Source organism: Flavobacterium sp. Arc2 (assembly GCF_041431385.1).
Lineage (GTDB): Bacteria > Bacteroidota > Bacteroidia > Flavobacteriales > Flavobacteriaceae > Flavobacterium.
The window spans coordinates 180,544-198,849 of the sequence record NZ_JASMRH010000003.1; the positions used below are offsets into that span (position 1 = coordinate 180,544).

Below are 18,306 nucleotides of genomic sequence, written 5' to 3' on the forward strand. Positions count from 1 at the left end.
CACAGAAAAATGAATAAGAAATTAATTGCAACAGGAGCTCTTTTTGGTATGATAGCAATAATATTAGGTGCGTTTGGAGCACATGCCCTAAAAAATGTGTTACTACCTGAACAGCTTATAACTTTTGAAACAGGAGTCCGATATCAAATGTACCATGCGTTGTTTTTAATCTTTATTGGAATATTAACTGACCTAAGCGAAAAAGCGAAGAAAACTATCTATTATTTAGTCGTTTTTGGTATCGTTTTATTTTCTGGATCTATCTATTTATTAGCCACAAACACCCTAACTTCTTTTGATTTTAAAGTTATTGGTTTTGTAACTCCTATCGGTGGACTCCTATTAATAGTGGCTTGGGGCGTGTTATTTACAAAATTTATGAAGAAAAACTAACAAAAATTAGATAATTAAATCGTATCTAAAATATTAGCTCTACTTTTGTATTCGAATAATTTAACTACCCAATACATAATTTTATGAATAATAACACACCGTTTACGAAATCGATTGCGCTAAATGACTTAGGAATCGAAAACGCAAAGATTCATTATCAATTATCAGCCAACGAATTACATGACATGACCATCGCGTCAGGCCAAGGAATCGAAACTTCGACTGGTGCTTTAGCCGTGAATACAGGAGAATACACAGGACGCTCGCCTTTGGATCGATTTATCGTTAAAGACAGCATTACAGAGAACCAAGTTTGGTGGGGAAAAGTGAACATTCCCTTTGACCCTACAGCTTTTGAAAAACTGTACAAAAAAGTAACTTCTTACTTATCAAACAAAGAAGTATTCGTTAGGGATTCTTATGTATGTGCCGACCCTAATTACAGATTAAATGTTCGCGTAGTTACTGAAACTCCTTGGGCAAATTTATTTTGTTACAATATGTTTTTGAGACCAAACGAAGATGAACTTGAAAACTTCACACCAGAATGGACTTTAGTATGTGTTCCAAGTTTCATGGCAGACCCTGCAATTGACGGTACACGTCAAAGCAATTTTGCCATCTTGGATTTCACAAGAAAAGTAGTTCTTATTGGAGGAACCGGTTATACTGGTGAAATGAAAAAAGGAATTTTTTCTGCCTTAAATTTCATCTTGCCTGTAAACAAGAATTCATTGCCTATGCATTGTAGCGCCAATGTAGGTGACAAAGAAGACACAGCCATTTTCTTTGGTTTATCAGGAACTGGTAAAACTACCTTATCAGCAGATCCAAAAAGAAAACTGATTGGAGACGATGAACATGGATGGACTAGTGAAAATACTGTATTCAACTTTGAAGGCGGATGCTATGCTAAAGTGGTGAATCTTTCTGAAGAAAATGAACCAGATATTTTTAGAGCCATTAAAAAAGGAGCGATTTTAGAAAATGTAGGGTTCAAAAAAGGAACAAATGAAGTTGACTTCGAAGATGTTTCTATCACACCAAATACAAGAGTAAGCTACCCGATATTTCATATTGATAACATCCAACCAGGTTCTATTGGAAAAAATCCTAAAAACATATTTTTCTTAACCGCAGATTCTTTTGGAATTCTACCTCCTATTTCCAGATTAACGCCGGGACAAGCAGCTTACCACTTTATCTCTGGTTATACTGCAAAAGTTGCTGGAACAGAAGCTGGAGTAACAGAACCTCAACCTAATTTCTCTGCTTGTTTTGGAGCGCCATTTATGCCTCTTCACCCAACAACATATGCTGAAATGTTGAGTAAAAAAATCCAAGAAGTGGATGTAAAAGTATGGTTAATCAACACAGGATGGACCGGTGGAGCTTATGGAACAGGTACCCGAATGAAATTAAAATACACTCGTGCTATGATAACCGCTGCTTTAAACGGGGAACTAGATACAGTAGAATATAAAAATCATATTGTCTTTGGAATTGCTATTCCGCAAAGCTGCCCTGAAGTACCTAGCGAAATATTAAATCCTAGAAACACTTGGGAAGACAAAGATTTATACGATCAAAAAGCAATAGAATTAGGAAAGAAATTCAATGCTAATTTTGCCAAATTTGAAGAGTTTGCCAGTGCCGAAATTATGGCAGGAGCACCAAATGCATAAGTTAATTATAATTCAAAAAAGAAAAGAGCTGTTCCCTTCGAACAGCTCTTTTTGATTTCAAGAAACCCCTAACCAAAACAAATGAGGGTTTTACAACATTATTGATTTTTTGGTCTTAAATTTGCAATCATCAATCAATCAAAAAAATCAATCATGTTAAAACAATTCTTCATCCTCTGTTCAGGTGCTGACAACGAGATCCTGGAAGGCTGTTCCCAAGGAGAACAAACCAAATACGCAGGTATTGGCGCCACCGTTTTCTTTACCGCAGTTATGGCTTTTATTGCCAGTTCTTATGCTTTATTTACTGTTTTCGACAGCGTTTACCCCGCCCTCCTTTTTGGATTAGTCTGGAGTTTACTCATCTTTAATCTGGACCGATTCATTGTTTCTACCATTCGAAAAAGAGATAAATTCGGAAGTGAATTTCTACAAGCAACTCCCAGAATTATTCTTGCCATTATCATTGCAATCGTAATATCGAAGCCCTTAGAAATTAAAATTTTTGAGAAAGAAATCAATACCGTTTTATTGAAAGAGAAAAACGCAATGGCGCTTGAGAATAAAAAAGAAGTGGCTGACTACTTCAAATCCGATTTAGACAAAAACAAGGCCGAAATTGCAGATTTAAAAGCGGATATTTCAAAAAAAGAAAAAGAAGTCAACACCTTGTACGAAACCTATATAGCAGAAGCAGAAGGAACAAAAGGCACATTGAAGCTTGGTAAAGGCCCTGTTTTTGAAGAGAAAATAGCCAAGCATAATCTTGCGTCCGCACAGCTGGATACTATTCGAAAAAACAACTTGGCAAAAATTGCTGAAAAAGAACAGCAATCAAGTTTACTCCAAGCCGACCTTGATAAAAAAGTAACAGAAACACGACCTATAATCGATGGATTTGATGGTTTAATGGCTCGTATAAACGCTTTAAACAAATTACCTTCACTTCCCTCATTATTTATCATGCTCTTATTTTTAGCTATTGAAACGTCTCCTATTATTGCAAAATTACTTTCTCCAAAAGGGGAATACGATTTTAAACTGGAAGATTTAGAAACGGCCTTAAAAGCAACATTAGAGCAAGACAAATACCAGCGCAATTTATTAGTCAAAACAAGCGCCATGATGCATGATAAAGTATATGAAGACATTGCACAAGATAAAAACCTATATAACTTGCAAAGAAAAAAAGCAACGGAGTTACTGGAATTACAAGCTACTAATTTTGTAGAAAAACAGAAGAGAACTTTATAATACTAAAAAAGGTCAAATGATAATACCTATCATTCGACCTTTTTACTTTGTTTATAAGCTACATTACATAAAGCTTAAAATCTCTTTTTTATAGGCGTCATATTCTCCTTGAAGAATTAAACCATTGTCTAGTAATTTTTTATAATTCTGTAATTTCTCAAACAACTCATCTTGAGACAAAGCTGCTAATCCATTTTCTTTGGCGTTTTCAGAAGGACTCTCAAAAACATCGTTTTGATAAGGTAAAGGTGGCGGAGTGACAGGCATTAATTCGCTGAAACTAGTCACTTCTTCCGTTTCCATCTCTTCAATTTCTTCAGCTGATTCTACGTTTTCAAATTGGATTTCCTCAGCCACTACATTATTAAAAACGGTTCCTATTTTCAATATATCCATCTGCTCTTTTGCAAAAGTATACATTTTTCTAGCCTGCGTTTTCGGAATATAATCAATCGAAACGGTCATATCTGTCTTGGTCGAAAACGAAAATTCAGACCCTAATATATTTTCCTTTACAAAAGTCCCTTCGATTTGATCCCAAGTATAGTCTGTAAAATCCATGGAAAGACCTAGATTTTTCGGCTGACAAATGACTATTCTTTTATTAGTCATGACAATGCTATCCGGAAAAACGGTAAGGGCCGGTTTTTTCTGCACTCCGATATAACCTATTTCTTCATTTTTCATCAATAAATCATTCAGCTTTGAAGTGATTTTTTCGATGGCTTTAGGGTCTTGTTCCTCGTTTAAGAATTTCTTTATTTGGTCTTTCATTGTAAGCTGAATTTATTTCAGATTTTTCTAATATGCTAAGTCATTTCAGCACATTAAATAATCCTTAGCAAAAGTAATACCTAATTTTATTATTCTGCAATTTCATTTTGTGTTTTCTTAGTTAAACTTTTGTGAACCAACAATATTAACCAAAAAAAATGAGGCCACACTTATAAAGCACGACCTCATTAAAATATTTGCTATTTATTTTTTATACCTCGAAGTAATATCGTTTCTACTACAGCGGCTGCGTTTACTTTCAACGAAATTAGATTTCCCCTGAAATAAAATTTGCTTGGTACATATATTGAACTTACAACAGAAGACTGTAATGTATACTATATAACAGAAGACTGGAACGCACGAATCAGCACTCCTAATAAAATAAAGAAATAAGAAACAACATTGTTTTATCTAAATAACGAGTTGTAAAACAGCATCTTCAAAACCAATAATTTTCCTTACCTCGTTACTATTAGGCAACATAAAACGTTGTTTATTATCTGTGTATACTTTTACTAAAAAGGATTTTATTTTTGATCGTGGGACAATTGCAGTTTTATCATTTAGGACTTTCTTTTCTAAATCAAATTTAGTCATAGGTCCAGCCCAATCCAAATCATAACAATAAGCTAAAGCTTCTTTTCGGACAAAAGTAATGTACTGTTCATTTATTAAAGACCACTTCAAAGAAACCAGATAGTATTCATCGTGATCATCTAAAGCATCTGATACTTCAAATGACATTGTGTTTTGTAATTTCCTTTCCACTTTTTGACAATTTAGTTTCAGATCCAAAAATATCAAAACATAGCTTAAAAGCCTATTATAACCGACGAACTACACTATTTACCAATAAAAGTAGTTTTTTTACTATTAACAATACCGTTGTGCATTTTTATTAACCTTGATTACTCCTATAATAAAAAATTGATTAAAAGTCATTACCTATTATTACTGTCATGTAGATAATTCACTATTTTAGCAACAATACTAACAGCATTTAAATCCCTTTTATTTTTTAATTTTCTTTGAGAAACTTAAAAGGTAGAAATGCAGTTTATGTACTGTCAAACAGATTATAGAAGATTTAATCTTTTCATTAACTCAGGCCTATTGGCTCGACTTACTGGTATAACGTCTTTGCCAATTAAGACACTATTATCTTCAATGTCAATAATTTTCTTGGTGTTGATTATAAAAGAACGATGCACTCTTAAGAATAAATCTTTGGGTAATTTATCTTCTATTTTTTTAAGCGTAGAATGAACAATATAATTATTACCCTCCGTTTTTATATGAATATAATCTCCTTTGGCTTCAACAATATTTACGGAAGCAGTCTCAATTTTGATCAACCTGCGGTCAATATTAACATAAAACTCCTTTACATTGTCCTCGGCAACAGCAGCGTTTTCTTTCAAACTGTCAGTTCTTTGATATGCATTTGCTTTTTGAACTGCTTTTTGAAAACGATCTGCAGTAATCGGTTTTACAAGATAATCTACAATACATTCATATTCGAATGCCTCAATAGCAAAGTTTCTATCGGAAGTAACCAAAATTATCTTGGGAGGGTTTTTAATCGTTTGAATAAAATCAAAACCTGTGAAATCAGGCATATGGATATCCAAAAATATTAAATCAACATCATTTTGATTTAAATATTTAATGGCCTGTAGTGCATTTGAAAATTGACTTGCAATATTTATATCAGAGTAATTTGTAATGAATTGAGCAATAATTGCTCTTGCCATTTCTTCATCATCAATTATAATGCAATTCATAAGCCAAAAAGTATCATAAATGACTCACGAAATCCTGCATGCTTTTTAAAATATTTTCAAAATCAGCATTCAAATCTGTTGAGTTATCTTTTAAGTTATTTTCATATTCTTCAGCAATATAATAACTTTTTTCTAAACCAAGTACAGATATTTTATGTTTTAATTTATGAACAGATTGGGCCGCTAATAAATAATTGGCATTTGCATATTCTTCAGTATATAATGCAATTTCATCTGGAAGTTCTTTTTTAAGAATACCTATTATTTTATTCTTAAAATCGAGGTTATCCCCTGAGAGCTCCTTGATATAATTTAAATTAGGCTGTTCCATTCTCTTTGGCTATTGTGAAATAAAAAATTGTTCCTTTATTCTCTTGGCTTTCTAGCCAAATTTTCCCTTTATAAAACTTAATGATTTTTTTAACTATCGCAAGTCCAATACCAGAGGAAGAATCATTGTTTTCTAGTTTTGAAAACATATCAAATATTTTATTTTGATACACTCCTGGAATACCAATCCCGTTGTCTTTTATATAAAAACTAAACTCACTATCATTCTCAGTGCTCCCTATTTCTATCTCTATATTTTCTTTGTCATTGTATTTTATAGCATTTTGAATTAGATTTTGAAATAATTGTTTAAATCTAAAATCATTACCGAAAATTTTAGGTAGTTCATTTTTAATTTGGATATCAACATGATTTTGAATCGAATTCGTCCTTAAAATTTCATCTACTAAAATATTCAAATCAATAATTCTATCATCATCCTTTTGTTTTTCGATTGCTGAATAATCTAGGATGCCTTTAATTAACAAATCCATTTTTTCAACATTAGAAAGAATTAAGTTTAATGACTTAGTATTATCTTCATTCATCATTACTTGATTATCTTCAATAAACCAGTTAATCAAGGTGTCAATGCTTCTCAACGGCGCTTTCAAATCATGAGAAACCATGTGCGCATACTCATTTAACTCTTTATTTTGTTTTTCAAGACTCAATAGTAATTCTTCCCTTTGTTTATTAATTTTCACAATCTCGAATGATTGATCTTTAATATAATCTGACGAATTAAATGAATCTGATTTTGGTGCAATTGATTCATCAACACTCATAGAATTAAGAATGAATTCAAGGTTTCTATTTACTTCTTTTAAACTTTCAGCTTCATCTCTTAATTTTTGATTGGCTTCAAAAAGCTCATCAGAACTAATTTTCATTGCTCTTTGCAATAATGCTATCTGATCTTCAAAATTAACATAGGAATCATTAATCGCTTCAAGAAACAGATCTAAATCATTCAGTCCCCCTTTAAGTTTTTTATCTATTTGCCTTTTTAGTAATGGGTTCATTATTCACTTATTAAGGTTAATGTCATGGTTTGATTGTGTAATTCACAAGAAGTACTTCCGTTAAAAGGGGCCATTTCTCCATAGGAGTAAAATCCCGTCATAGGTACTTTTTCTCCAATACGATCTCTAACTTCCTCAACTTCTTCTTCTACCCTTTGATTCATCACTAATTTCCGACCAATACAACTTACTAGAATTGCAATTTCTGGCGCCTTTTCTCTGTTTTTCATAGCATATTCTGCCGCCATGTGAGCTCCTTCGGCAATACCATCAACGGATGCCATCATTAACTGAACTTTTGAATTCACTGGAACATCACCCGCTAAAGTCATCGAATGATCCTCATTATTAATTTTTAATATAGTACGTACAACTGGCTCTTTTTTGCCCTCTGGCGTCACATTCAAAGGATATAATAAAGAGGCTTGTGGTAATTCTTCCGCTTTATCACCCAGGTATTTTTTATACAAGTCAAGTGCAGGTTGCCCATCAACTTCATACAGAATATTAGCTTCCGATTTTGTTATTATTCGTTCTGGTCCAAAAGGAATCCAACCGCCAAAGCTAGCAAAAGAAACTTCCAGAGTTTCACCATAAAATCCAATTAAAATAACTTCTCCTTCTTTTGGATTCGCTTTATAAGAAGCTACTGTTTTTTCAAATCGAGGGTCATCTCCACACATCCCACCAGTAATTGAAACTGCCGAATCTATTTCATCCTCTAATCCGTTTATTAAGGAACTTCCGTTTACAAAACTCCCCTCAGATAAAACAAATAAATGTTTCAAATTTTCTTTTGGGATTTTATTATAAAGAGCTGCTCCTAATTTTTCGGCATTTTTATCGTAGTCTAGAATATTTTCTCTTTCTACAATAAAAGAACTTCTTTCTAATTCGATTGCAGTAACAGAAATAGAATTGTCGTTTACATTACAACATAGTATTTCCCCGGCAGTTGACCCAAAAACAATATGCTCATAAGGGAATTCTTGACGAATGTTTTTTATGACTTCTTCATTCTCTAGTAACAATCGATTCCCAAAAACCAATACCAAAGGATTTTTCAATTCTATTTTTTCTTGAAAATACTTCCAGTTTTGATTTCCAATTTTGGAGGCCTGAATAATTTTCATAATTTATTTATTAAGTTTTATAAAAAAGGTAGTTCCCACTCCTTCTTCACTTTCAATCCATATTTTACCCTTATAAGTTTCAATAACTTTCTTAACTATTGATAAACCCAAACCTGTTGAATGCTCGCTTGTGGTATAGGATTGAAAAGTATTAAATATTTTCTCGTAGTTTTTCTCTGCAATTCCAACTCCATTATCTTTTACAGCAAAAACATAATAAGTATCAAACTCTTCTGAAGAAATTTCAACTAAACCAACTTCTCTTTCGATATAATTTACAGCATTCCCAATTATGTTTTGAAACAGCTGTTGAATTCTATAGCGATCTGCATTAATTATTGGCAACGTATTTTTTATAGTAACTGTAATGTGTTTTGGAATATGAATAATCTCAATTATACTCTGAATGATTAACTGAGTATTAACCTTTTCTACAGCTATATTCTCTTTATCAATTTTAGAATACGTTAAGATCCCTTCTATTAAACGATCCATTTTCTCTACTTTATTTTCCATCATTGAAAAATATTTCAAAGTTTGCGCGCTAAAGGCTTTGTCATTGTCCTCTTTAATCCAAGAAATTAAAGAATGTATACTACGTAGTGGTGATTTTAAATCATGAGAAACTATTTGGGCATAATCTTCAAGTTCTTTATTTGTTTTCGCTAAGCTCGCTACTAATTCTTCTCGTTGATTTTCTAATGTTTTCTTGCTGGAAATATTTTCTTGAATCGCAAAAAACCGAACAATTTCTCCTTTTTTACTATACAAAGCTTGTCCTTGAATCTTTACCCAATATTTGTCTCCTGCTTTCGAGTAATTTATAATTTCACAAGCAAAAGGTAGGCCTTTACTAATTTGAGTTTTTAAATATTCAACAGTTTCAGGATTTGTTTCTTGGCCTTGCAATAAATGCCCCGGTTTTTTTCCAACTAATTCCTCTTTAGAATAGCCAGACATTTTTTCAAAACTAGAGTTAACCCATTCTATCCTGCCCTCGACATCACTAATCACAACTGAATTAATATTCTTTTCAGCAATTAAGGATAGTAAATATAAACTTTCTTCTTGTGCTTTCTGTTCTGTTATATCTAAATGAATACCTATAGAACCAGTCACTATACCATTTATATCATAATTTGGTGCGCCACTAACTAACCAATGACGTAGTTCTCCTTTTTTATTCTTTATTTGAATTTCATACGAATCTGTAATTCCTTTAACTCTGAGTTCGTTTTTTTCTTTTATGACTTTCTTACCGTCTTCTGTGAGAAGTAAACTAGATGCATTTTTACCAATTAACTCCTCTAAGCTATATCCGCTTAAATTACAAAAACTATTATTTGCTAAAACAATCCTTTCGTCTTCATCAACTTCAATCAACCCTAAATTCATATTGGCAATAATATTGCTATATTTTTCTTTCTCGATTCGTAATATTTCCTCGTGCTTCTTGTCTTCAGTTACATCTTCAATCATGGCAAAGTATTGTATCACCTCTCCATCTGAGTCTAAAATAGGCTGCCCTTTTGTTCTAACCCAAAAGTTTTTATTGTCTTTTCGACGATGAAGATGCTCTACATTAAATGGTTCTCCATTTACGAATGGCACTGTCATTTTTAGCAACTCCTCCTCAGTAGTTTCATCACATTTCCCTAAGTTAATAGGCGTATTTCCAATCACTTCTTCTTTTGAAAAACCAGTCAATTTTAAATAAGCATCATTACACCAAATGATTTCACCGTTTGGCTTAGTGAAAAGAACTCCATTTCCATTAGCACTTGCAACTAATGAAAGCCTATTCAATTCCTCTTGATCCCTATCTAATGCTTTCTTTTGATTGTTAATTTTAACTAATAGCTCTTTTAATTCTTGCGTGGTGATTTCTTGTGTCTTTAGCACATGGAGTAAATCTAATAAAGGGTCGTGGAAAGCAAAATCGTGTAGTGTTAATTTTTTTTCTCGCACTTGGTCCATCGAGACAAACCAGGGGGAACCTACAAATAAAATAGATCCATTATATTCCTGAAATTGGCCTCTTAAATCAACATCTTCAGAGGTTGTTCCTATAAGAACCAATTGATTAAAAACAGAAACTATATTTTCAAAAGTGTCACTTTCAATATGTGGTCTTTTAACCCTAAAAGATGCCGCAAAATCATCATTGAGCTTAATTAGCGGTAAAGCCTTAGCTAAACTTTTACCAAACCCCTTTATTTTTAAATCAGAATCTATTAGAATATAAAAAGGGAATAGCTTGTTAAAGCTATCTTCATCAAAATTAAACTCTAAATTTTTCATCCTATTTATTTACCAGATTATATTAAAAACTTCATGCGAGCTACCCTCATCTCGAGTTTGGATTAAATTAATAGCCACGGGGGTATTATACATTATTCCTAATCCTTGAATCAAACCTCTAACAAAATCCTGAAGTCCTTCCCTTTTTGACAAATAATGTAAATTAATACTGTTTTCAGTGATATCACTGACTTTAAATTCGGGAGGAGTTAATTTAGGGTAAATTAGCATTACACGATTATGAAACAGTGGTAAGTTTATTAAAAATTCTCTCAAATCGTTTCCGCCAGCTTCCATTAAACCACCATATTTTTCTTTGGTTGTTTTCAAGACCCACCATTCACCAAATGCTATCAATACGGCACTTAATGTCATTCCCATTTCTTCAGAAACAGCTATTGCCAACTTAAAAGTGATATCGTCATCATACGCTTCACTGCTTATAAAAAAATCAATATCTATTCCGCTTCTAAGTCTAATAGCCTCCCATTTTTCCTCACCAAAATTAGCCGTAACTAACTCTTCTATTGCTTTATTTACAATTCCGTACATTTCTTATTGGGATATTAATTCGTTACAGCTCCAATATTCTATTAATTTTTTTATACGATCTACATAGTCATCGTACTTAAGAGGTTTCAACAAATAACCCGCAATACCTATTCTGTAGCATTCCATAACATCAACACGATTATTAGATGTTGTTAAAATTACTGATGGAATATATTTTAAATAATCATCTTCTTTTAATATCCCTAAAAACTCAATTCCATTGATTTTCGGCATATTTAAATCCAATATTATAATATCAGGTATGATTTCTTTAACCTTTAATATAGTTAATGCTTCTTCACCATTATTTGCTTCAATAATTTTGTGTTTTAAATCCATCGAACTTAAAACCCTATTGAATTTCATAACTTCAATTGCATCATCTTCAATTAATAATATATTCAGTGATCTAGCCATTTGTTTTTATATAAAATTTTTCCATTTTAAAAATAATATGATTCTAACGTTAAAAATTTAAATTTCGGTAATCATAATAATACTATCCACGAATAGCATTAAAGTGTCGACGAATGGTATTAATTTTTCAGGATTTCTTCTTGTATTTTCTTAGTTAAACTTTTGTAGACCAATTCATAAGAATGGTCAATCAATTCTTTCACTAAAGTATCCGGAACCTCTTTATTTATGGCTACCGTATTCCAATGCGTTTTACTCATATGCCAACCTGGCTTTATGTCATCATATTGTGCACGCAATTCCTGTGCGCGTTCTGGATCGCATTTCAAATTAACTGCAGGATCGCCTTTCTCCCATTGACTTAACGAAGATAAGGCAAACATTTTTCCCCCCACTTTAAATACCAAAGTATCTTCATCAAATGGAAAATGCTCCGTCACCCCTTTTTTGGAAAGGCAATATTCATAAAAGCTTTCTAAATTCATCTTTAAAAATAATTATAAATTATAAATGTTGAATTATAAATTAATTATTTAACCTCTAAAATAGAGTACAAAACTGGCTTACTTGGACTGGCATCATTCTCAAAAGACGCTATTTGTAAATTCAACAGATAGCTTCCGTCTTTTACATTATCAGCAACAAAAATCATTTCGGTAATCGTACAATCTAATCTGGCATCTTCATTCAAGTTTTTAACGTCCGTCACATTCCAAAAGGCTTTGTGAGCCAACAGCTTTCCTTCATCTTTTTCCTTATCTACACTTGGTAAGTCAATCAGCAAATGCTTTATTCCGCTTTCGCGAAGAAATAGCGCAGCTTCTTCCGCTAGGAACGGTGGATCAGTATGAGAATATTTCCTAGAAACTTTGTCGGCATCATTGGGCAAGGTTCTAATGACAATTGCTTCCGGTTTTTTGCCATTTAAAGCATTCTCTATCGCCTCTTTCGTAATTACAAAGTCATGTTCTTGGTCTTCTAATTCCACCGAAACTAATTCGGCAATAAAGAAAAACTGTTTTAGGGCTTGGTTCACACTATAAAAATCATGGGTAATATGACCCAAGCATTCCGTATGCGTTCCGTGACCGTGCGGGTTGAATTGAATGTTATTGAAATTAGTAGAAGACATTCCTGATGAAACTTTCCCTACCCATTCATCAAACTTAACGGGTTCAATTACTAGTTTATCAATATACCAAGCTATTGGGTTTGCATTTGTATTAGATAATGGAATCGAAATATCAATAGGTTTTGATAAATCGACTTGAAATGTAATATTATTATGTTGAATTGTAGTTTTCATTTATGCTGAATTTATTTCAGTATCTCATCTCGAGATACCTTTATAACATCAAATATAAATCTTTTAATTCAGGATTTGACAATTTTGCTAAGTTCCATTTCCAATCTTTGTGCCAATTCTTCAATTGTTTTTCTCTTTCAAAGGCATTTGAGAAGTGTAAAAATTCTTCAAAATAAATCAGAATAGTTGCATTGTACTTTTTTGTAAACAACGCACCCGTGCCGTTTACATGATGATCAATTCTCTTTTTTAAATTTTTAGTTGCGCCAACATATAAAACAGTATGGTTCTTATTAGTCAAGATATATGTAAACCCTTTTTCCATCTATATATAATTTAAAAAAAACTCTTTCCTGAAACTAGTTCACTAGATCCTGAAACTAGTTCATTAGATCCTGAAACTAGTTCAGGATAAATAAATCCGACGCTATACCATCTGTCAAAAATTTTCCTTTTTTAGTAGGTTTTAAAATAGCATTTTCTATCGAAAGTAAATCGTCATTCAAGTATTTCTGTGCTTGTTTCATTAAATAATCCAAATAGGTTTTACCAAATTCCGATTCAATTCTCTCCAAAGAAACTCCCCAAATCGTGCGCAATCCTGTCATAATATATTCATTATAGCGATCAGACACCGAAAGAATTTCAATCTCATTAGGCAGTTTATCTGCATCGATGGATTTTATATATAACGGATTGTTAGCAATATTCCAAGAACGAGAAACCCCATCATAACTGTGTGCCGAAGGTCCTATTCCGATGTATTTTTTTCCTAGCCAGTACCCCGAATTGTTCTTGGAAAAATACTTGTCCTTACCAAAATTGGATAGCTCGTAATGAATAAAACCATTTGCTTCAAGCATATCCACCAGAATCACAAAATGTTCTTGTGCTACTTCGTCATTTGGCTCTGCTATTTTTCCGGCATCAATTAATTTCTTCAAAGCTGTTTTAGGTTCCACCGTCAGAGCATAACTGGAAATATGCGGAATCCCGAAAGACAATGCCTTTTCGATATTCTGTTTCCATTTTTCATTACTCATTCCAGGAACTCCATAAATCAAATCAATCGAAATATTATCAAAATAACGAGTCGCTTCTTGCAAACATTTTTGCGCTTCCTCTGAATTATGCGCACGATTCATCATTCGTAAATCATCTTCAAAGAAAGACTGAATCCCAATGCTCAATCTGTTGATTTTACTTTTCGACAATTCCAAAATCCGTTCACTCGATAAATCATCCGGATTTGCTTCGAGTGTGATTTCTGGGTTTTCTGCAACGCTATAATTCTCATAAACTGCCGCAATCAAAAAATCAATCTCTTCAGAAGTCAATACACTGGGCGTTCCTCCTCCAAAATAAATCGTCTCAATTTCTATGTCACTTCGAGCGGAGTCGAGAAGTCCAGATTCACTTTTGCGCATTTTAATTTCTTTGGCCAAAGCCAAAACCATCTCCTCTTTCTTTTTCATTGAAGTTGAAAAATGAAAGTCGCAATAATGACAAGCTTGCTTGCAGAATGGTATGTGTATGTAGATGCCGCTCATTTAGTAGTATTCGGTGGTCAGTAATTTTATTAATCAGTTTGGAGTAAGCAATTAGTAGTCAGTTTTCTTAATTGTTCGAAATTTATTGAACACTGAACACTATTTCTTCACACGCGATTCATTTTGTTTTACAAAAGCATCCCAGCCGGTATAGCTTTTCGCCCCAACTACTTTTCCAGAATTGAAAAAGTGACAAACCGCAGCTGCTAGTCCATCTGTGCTATCCAGATTTTTAGGTAGTTCTTTTAGTCCCAATAATTGCTGTAGCATTTTAGCAACCTGTTCTTTGCTGGCATTTCCGTTTCCAGTAATCGCCATTTTTATTTTCTTGGGTTCATATTCAGTAATGGGAATATCTCTCGAAAGTCCTGCAGCCATAGCAACTCCTTGAGCACGACCCAATTTCAACATTGATTGTACGTTTTTTCCAAAGAAAGGTGCTTCGATCGCAATTTCGTCTGGGTGATGGGTATCAATCAATTCAATGGTACGTTCATAAATTCGTTTCAGTTTCATATAATGGTCATCCATTTTATTCAACTGCAATTCGTTCAATTGAATAAATTCCATTTTTTTATTGATAACACGTATCAAACCAAAACCCATTATCGTGGTTCCTGGGTCAATTCCTAATATGATGCGTTCGTTTGCCAAAAGTTTTGTTTCAAGTTTAAGGTTTCAAGTTTAAAGTTTTCCTTTTCTTTGCACTCATGATTTCAATTCCTCACAAAACTAAACAATTCCTTGTTCTTATAATCAAAGTTTTGATTGTGGCTGGCGCATTTTATTTTATCTACAATCAGCTGGCAAATAATGACAAACTCGATTGGGTTCAGTTTACGGCAAAGTTCAAAAAGAACCAGTCGGTCGTGGGAATAAGTTTCATCTTATTATTGAGTGTTTTGAATCGCTATTTTGAAATTTTAAAATGGCAAAACCTAGCTTCCTACATCAAACCTATTTCTGTCTCTGAGGCCACAAAACAAGTTTTGGCCGCACTAACCGCAGGAATTTTTACTCCAAACGGAGTAGGCGAATATGCCGGAAAAGCATTGTATTATGAAAAGAGCGAAACCAAACAGGTCATTTTCTTAAACCTGATTTGCAACGGAATCCAAATGGTGCTAACCGTAATCATTGGGATATTTGGTTTGTTGTATTTTAATGCTAAATACAATGTCATCACAACCAAAACGGTCGTCATCCTTTTTGGAATATTAATCTTCACTTTCATCATCTTGTTTTCGTTAAAGAAAATAGCAATCAAAGGCTATTCTATCGAAAAACTGATTCACAAAATCAATGAAGTCCCTAAACGTATTCATCAAAAAAACATCCTTTTAGGAATTTGTCGCTATATCGTTTTTTCGCATCAATATTATTTTTTGTTTCTAGCTTTTGATGTCGATTTGCCGTACTTAACACTGATGTCAGCCGTGACTAGTGTTTACTTTCTAGCATCCTCCTTGCCCACTTTTCAGTTTTTGGACTTTGCCGTAAAAGGAAGTGTCGCTATATTTTTATTCAGTATTTTAGGCGTAAACGAATGGATCGTTATTTTTGTATCAACACTAATGTGGTTTTTAAATGTTGTGCTACCAGTAGTTATAGGAAGTTATTATGTACTGATTTTTAAAAGCCCCCTAACCCCCGAAGGGGGAACAAAAAAATCCAATTAATTAATTCATATAAACTATGATTATAATTATTTTTTTGAGTGTTTATCTATTGGTAATTAGTTTCCTTATCTATGGTTTTACAAAAATAAAAACTTATCAATCTATTGGCTTAGAGCCAAAAACTAAATTCAGCATTATTGTCCCTTTTCGAAATGAAGCTGAGAATCTACCAATTCTTTTAGCAAGTTTGTCCCAATTGAATTACCCAACAGACTTATTTGAAGTGATTCTGGTTGATGACGATTCGACAGATTGTTTTGAAGTTTCAGGTTTAAAGTTTAAAGTTACTGTACTACCAAATCTTCGTGTTTCAAATTCGCCAAAGAAAGATGCGATTGTATCTGCGATGAATGTTGTAAATACGGATTGGGTTATTACTACAGATGCTGATTGTGTAGTCAATCCTAATTGGTTATTAACATTGGATAATTATATTCAGAATCATAAAGTTAGTATGATTGCCGGAGCGGTAACCTACGGCTGCAGTAATTCGTTTATACATCAATTCCAACAACTGGACTTGGCAAGCTTGCAAGGAGCAACCATCGGTAGTTTTGGAATAGGAAATGGATTTATGTGTAATGGCGCCAACTTGGCCTATACCAAAACCCTATTTCAGCAGTTAAATGGCTTTGATGGCAACGATAAAATAGCTAGTGGCGATGATGTCTTTTTATTACAGAAAGCTATTACAAGGTTGCCTGAGCAAGTCCACTATTTAAAATCGAAAAACAACATAGTTACTACCAAACCTTTGAATGACTGGAAATCCTTGTTTTATCAAAGGGTTCGCTGGGCTTCCAAGACGACTTCTTATCAAAGTAGTTTTGGGAAATTTTTAGGTGTTGTTGTTTTAATGGGAAATTTATGTTGGATTTTGGCTGTCGGGTTCTGCCTATTTGGGCTGATACCAATTGAATTTATTATCATTTTATCCCTATTCAAGTTTGCAGTAGATGCTATTTTGATAATTAAAACCAATACTTTTCTTAGACAAAAAAACCACCACCTCATTTTAAGCAGCCTATTCTATCCTCTTTTTAGTGTTTGCGTGGCATTTTATTCGCTGATTGGCAAATACGAATGGAAAGGACGAAAGTTCTAGTTTACGATTATGCCTAGCCCTGATAGAAATGGAAATCCTATTATGCTGTTGTTCAGCATAAAAGATTGTAATGTATAGCAGGAAATGGCTTCAGAAAATCACTCAACTTTAAGGATTACCGGAAGTATAAATTGTGTTTTTACAGGAATTCCACGTTTTATGGCTGGATTTACTTTAGGGAAATTTACCAATCTGGCATTTAGAATACTATCGATTTTAATGGCGTTATACGCAACAGAATCCTTAGGAAATTGCGGTTCAAATTTCATTTTTGCATTAGGAAAAATAGTCACCTTAACTTCAATAGTGTCTAATTCAGGATACAAAATCGATAGTGTATCGCTGCTCAATTTTTGCTGTATTAGTTCCGTTAAATACTCAAAAAAACATCGTTGACGTTCAGTTTTATTATCTAATTTATCACAATCGACAAACGAAGGATATTCATCTACTTCTTTCCAATTGATTGTTTTCAGTTCTTTTTGCAATAATTCCTTTTCCGAAGGCACTTGCTTTTCGAAGTATTGACAGGAATTAAAAAGTAAGAATACTAAAAAAAAGTAATAGTGCTTCAATGTGTTATATTTGGATTGGAGTAATATTTTATAAAAATACAATTATTATCTTTGAGATTGTTTCGAAAGCAAATAATCTTCATAGCTTTCAGCAAACCATTTCTTCTTACTTGCTTCAGCCATTTCTTTTTGTTCTGGATACAAGACTCCTAATCGATCTGAAAAAACAGCAATTTGAATCGTGTATCTATAAAACTCTTCTTTTGTTAGTATTAAATTTGTCGTTGCTTTTTTATTAGAAAACTCAAAAAAAAGACGGTCAAAATCTTTCATTGAAAAATTCAATACTTTTGCTTTGTTCTCGTTATATATTTTTTCTTTCAAATGGGCATCATCCTTGTCTTGGGCGAAAGCCGAATTTAAAAAAAACAATAGAAAAAAGAATGAAACTAAATTTCTCATATTCATTTGATGAATCCCTGTTGTATTTATTTTTTCAA

General features: G+C 33.0%; 22 protein-coding genes. 5 read left to right on the top strand and 17 right to left on the bottom strand.

Features of this window, described 5'->3' with window-relative positions; translation table 11 throughout:
* Positions 1-9: 9 nt before the first annotated feature.
* The 3 genes from QO182_RS03140 to QO182_RS03150 all read left to right on the top strand — a co-directional run bounded on the left by QO182_RS03140 (position 10) and on the right by QO182_RS03150 (position 3,332).
* Positions 10-393 (top strand): DUF423 domain-containing protein, encoded by a 384-nt coding sequence (locus QO182_RS03140; RefSeq protein ID WP_371559893.1) that lies wholly within the window; start codon positions 10-12, stop codon positions 391-393.
* 83 nt (positions 394-476) lie between these two features.
* Complete coding sequence (gene pckA / locus QO182_RS03145; RefSeq protein ID WP_371559894.1) at positions 477-2,078, top strand: phosphoenolpyruvate carboxykinase (ATP); 1,602 nt, start codon at positions 477-479, stop codon at positions 2,076-2,078.
* A gap of 153 nt (positions 2,079-2,231) precedes the next feature.
* Positions 2,232-3,332: a DUF4407 domain-containing protein gene (locus tag QO182_RS03150; RefSeq protein WP_371559895.1), complete on the top strand. Its 1,101-nt coding sequence runs from the start codon at positions 2,232-2,234 to the stop codon at positions 3,330-3,332.
* Positions 3,333-3,395: 63 nt separating this feature from the next.
* Here the strand turns inward: QO182_RS03150 and QO182_RS03155 are convergent, their stop codons facing one another.
* From QO182_RS03155 to ruvC, 15 genes are all read right to left on the bottom strand, one after another.
* Positions 3,396-4,106, bottom strand: a complete 711-nt coding sequence (locus QO182_RS03155) for a PH domain-containing protein (protein WP_371541967.1) — start codon at positions 4,104-4,106, stop codon at positions 3,396-3,398.
* A gap of 414 nt (positions 4,107-4,520) precedes the next feature.
* The gene (locus QO182_RS03160) at positions 4,521-4,877 is read right to left on the bottom strand and encodes a hypothetical protein (protein ID WP_371559896.1); all 357 of its coding nucleotides are present in this window, start codon (positions 4,875-4,877) and stop codon (positions 4,521-4,523) included.
* A gap of 308 nt (positions 4,878-5,185) precedes the next feature.
* A complete protein-coding gene (locus QO182_RS03165; protein ID WP_371559897.1) occupies positions 5,186-5,893 on the bottom strand; it encodes a LytR/AlgR family response regulator transcription factor in 708 nt (235 codons plus the stop codon).
* Between the two features lie 13 nt (positions 5,894-5,906).
* Positions 5,907-6,224 carry an Hpt domain-containing protein gene (locus QO182_RS03170; protein WP_371559898.1) on the bottom strand — a complete coding sequence of 106 codons (318 nt, stop codon included), beginning with the start codon at positions 6,222-6,224 and terminating at the stop codon, positions 5,907-5,909.
* Positions 6,211-7,248: an ATP-binding protein gene (locus tag QO182_RS03175; protein ID WP_371559899.1), complete on the bottom strand. Its 1,038-nt coding sequence runs from the start codon at positions 7,246-7,248 to the stop codon at positions 6,211-6,213. Before QO182_RS03175 ends, QO182_RS03170 begins: the two co-directional genes overlap by 14 nt.
* Complete coding sequence (locus tag QO182_RS03180) at positions 7,248-8,381, bottom strand: FIST signal transduction protein (RefSeq protein ID WP_371559900.1); 1,134 nt, start codon at positions 8,379-8,381, stop codon at positions 7,248-7,250. The genes QO182_RS03175 and QO182_RS03180 overlap by 1 nt, the downstream gene beginning before the upstream one ends.
* Positions 8,382-8,384: 3 nt before the next feature.
* Positions 8,385-10,682 carry a PAS domain S-box protein gene (locus QO182_RS03185; RefSeq protein ID WP_371559901.1) on the bottom strand — a complete coding sequence of 766 codons (2,298 nt, stop codon included), beginning with the start codon at positions 10,680-10,682 and terminating at the stop codon, positions 8,385-8,387.
* A gap of 9 nt (positions 10,683-10,691) precedes the next feature.
* Positions 10,692-11,234, bottom strand: coding sequence for a heme NO-binding domain-containing protein (locus QO182_RS03190; protein WP_371541984.1), 543 nt, complete (start codon positions 11,232-11,234; stop codon positions 10,692-10,694).
* Between the two features lie 3 nt (positions 11,235-11,237).
* Positions 11,238-11,651: a response regulator gene (locus QO182_RS03195; RefSeq protein WP_371541987.1), complete on the bottom strand. Its 414-nt coding sequence runs from the start codon at positions 11,649-11,651 to the stop codon at positions 11,238-11,240.
* Between the two features lie 119 nt (positions 11,652-11,770).
* Positions 11,771-12,136, bottom strand: a complete 366-nt coding sequence (locus QO182_RS03200; protein WP_371559902.1) for an MmcQ/YjbR family DNA-binding protein — start codon at positions 12,134-12,136, stop codon at positions 11,771-11,773.
* Positions 12,137-12,180: 44 nt separating this feature from the next.
* Entirely contained in the window at positions 12,181-12,957 is a 777-nt protein-coding gene (locus QO182_RS03205) for a cyclase family protein (RefSeq protein ID WP_371559903.1), read from the bottom strand.
* 40 nt (positions 12,958-12,997) lie between these two features.
* Complete coding sequence (locus QO182_RS03210) at positions 12,998-13,282, bottom strand: GIY-YIG nuclease family protein (protein ID WP_371559904.1); 285 nt, start codon at positions 13,280-13,282, stop codon at positions 12,998-13,000.
* An 11-nt stretch (positions 13,283-13,293) separates the two neighbouring features.
* Positions 13,294-13,404, bottom strand: a complete 111-nt coding sequence (locus tag QO182_RS03215; RefSeq protein ID WP_371559915.1) for a hypothetical protein — start codon at positions 13,402-13,404, stop codon at positions 13,294-13,296.
* Positions 13,359-14,507: a radical SAM family heme chaperone HemW gene (gene hemW / locus QO182_RS03220; protein ID WP_371559905.1), complete on the bottom strand. Its 1,149-nt coding sequence runs from the start codon at positions 14,505-14,507 to the stop codon at positions 13,359-13,361. The genes QO182_RS03215 and hemW overlap by 46 nt, the downstream gene beginning before the upstream one ends.
* Positions 14,508-14,606: 99 nt before the next feature.
* Positions 14,607-15,161: a crossover junction endodeoxyribonuclease RuvC gene (gene ruvC / locus QO182_RS03225; protein WP_371542000.1), complete on the bottom strand. Its 555-nt coding sequence runs from the start codon at positions 15,159-15,161 to the stop codon at positions 14,607-14,609.
* 56 nt (positions 15,162-15,217) lie between these two features.
* Between ruvC and QO182_RS03230 the strand changes: the two genes are divergently transcribed.
* Together QO182_RS03230 and QO182_RS03235 are read left to right on the top strand one after the other, a co-directional pair.
* Entirely contained in the window at positions 15,218-16,186 is a 969-nt protein-coding gene (locus tag QO182_RS03230) for a hypothetical protein (protein WP_371559906.1), read from the top strand.
* A 16-nt stretch (positions 16,187-16,202) separates the two neighbouring features.
* On the top strand, positions 16,203-17,291 hold the full coding sequence (locus tag QO182_RS03235; protein WP_371559907.1) for a glycosyltransferase: 1,089 nt from the start codon (positions 16,203-16,205) through the stop codon (positions 17,289-17,291).
* A 98-nt stretch (positions 17,292-17,389) separates the two neighbouring features.
* Here QO182_RS03235 and QO182_RS03240 read toward each other — a convergent pair whose 3' ends face one another.
* Together QO182_RS03240 and QO182_RS03245 are read right to left on the bottom strand one after the other, a co-directional pair.
* Entirely contained in the window at positions 17,390-17,866 is a 477-nt protein-coding gene (locus tag QO182_RS03240; protein ID WP_371542008.1) for a hypothetical protein, read from the bottom strand.
* Between the two features lie 45 nt (positions 17,867-17,911).
* Positions 17,912-18,268 (bottom strand): hypothetical protein, encoded by a 357-nt coding sequence (locus QO182_RS03245; RefSeq protein WP_371559908.1) that lies wholly within the window; start codon positions 18,266-18,268, stop codon positions 17,912-17,914.
* Positions 18,269-18,306: the final 38 nt, after the last annotated feature.

What these genes read in the sequence shown, in the direction of transcription:
- QO182_RS03170 (WP_371559898.1), bottom strand. Translation starts at nt 6,224, where the DNA reads ATGGAACAGCCTAATTTAAATTATATCAAGGAGCTCTCAGGGGATAAC.
- QO182_RS03185 (WP_371559901.1), bottom strand. Translation starts at nt 10,682, where the DNA reads ATGAAAAATTTAGAGTTTAATTTTGATGAAGATAGCTTTAACAAGCTA.
- QO182_RS03200 (WP_371559902.1), bottom strand. Translation starts at nt 12,136, where the DNA reads ATGAATTTAGAAAGCTTTTATGAATATTGCCTTTCCAAAAAAGGGGTG.
- QO182_RS03230 (WP_371559906.1), top strand. Translation starts at nt 15,218, where the DNA reads ATGATTTCAATTCCTCACAAAACTAAACAATTCCTTGTTCTTATAATC.
- QO182_RS03155 (WP_371541967.1), bottom strand. Translation starts at nt 4,106, where the DNA reads ATGAAAGACCAAATAAAGAAATTCTTAAACGAGGAACAAGACCCTAAA.
- QO182_RS03210 (WP_371559904.1), bottom strand. Translation starts at nt 13,282, where the DNA reads ATGGAAAAAGGGTTTACATATATCTTGACTAATAAGAACCATACTGTT.
- QO182_RS03180 (WP_371559900.1), bottom strand. Translation starts at nt 8,381, where the DNA reads ATGAAAATTATTCAGGCCTCCAAAATTGGAAATCAAAACTGGAAGTAT.
- QO182_RS03195 (WP_371541987.1), bottom strand. Translation starts at nt 11,651, where the DNA reads ATGGCTAGATCACTGAATATATTATTAATTGAAGATGATGCAATTGAA.
- QO182_RS03140 (WP_371559893.1), top strand. Translation starts at nt 10, where the DNA reads ATGAATAAGAAATTAATTGCAACAGGAGCTCTTTTTGGTATGATAGCA.
- QO182_RS03175 (WP_371559899.1), bottom strand. Translation starts at nt 7,248, where the DNA reads ATGAACCCATTACTAAAAAGGCAAATAGATAAAAAACTTAAAGGGGGA.
- QO182_RS03190 (WP_371541984.1), bottom strand. Translation starts at nt 11,234, where the DNA reads ATGTACGGAATTGTAAATAAAGCAATAGAAGAGTTAGTTACGGCTAAT.
- QO182_RS03150 (WP_371559895.1), top strand. Translation starts at nt 2,232, where the DNA reads ATGTTAAAACAATTCTTCATCCTCTGTTCAGGTGCTGACAACGAGATC.
- hemW (WP_371559905.1), bottom strand. Translation starts at nt 14,507, where the DNA reads ATGAGCGGCATCTACATACACATACCATTCTGCAAGCAAGCTTGTCAT.
- QO182_RS03205 (WP_371559903.1), bottom strand. Translation starts at nt 12,957, where the DNA reads ATGAAAACTACAATTCAACATAATAATATTACATTTCAAGTCGATTTA.
- pckA (WP_371559894.1), top strand. Translation starts at nt 477, where the DNA reads ATGAATAATAACACACCGTTTACGAAATCGATTGCGCTAAATGACTTA.
- QO182_RS03165 (WP_371559897.1), bottom strand. Translation starts at nt 5,893, where the DNA reads ATGAATTGCATTATAATTGATGATGAAGAAATGGCAAGAGCAATTATT.
- QO182_RS03235 (WP_371559907.1), top strand. Translation starts at nt 16,203, where the DNA reads ATGATTATAATTATTTTTTTGAGTGTTTATCTATTGGTAATTAGTTTC.
- QO182_RS03245 (WP_371559908.1), bottom strand. Translation starts at nt 18,268, where the DNA reads ATGAGAAATTTAGTTTCATTCTTTTTTCTATTGTTTTTTTTAAATTCG.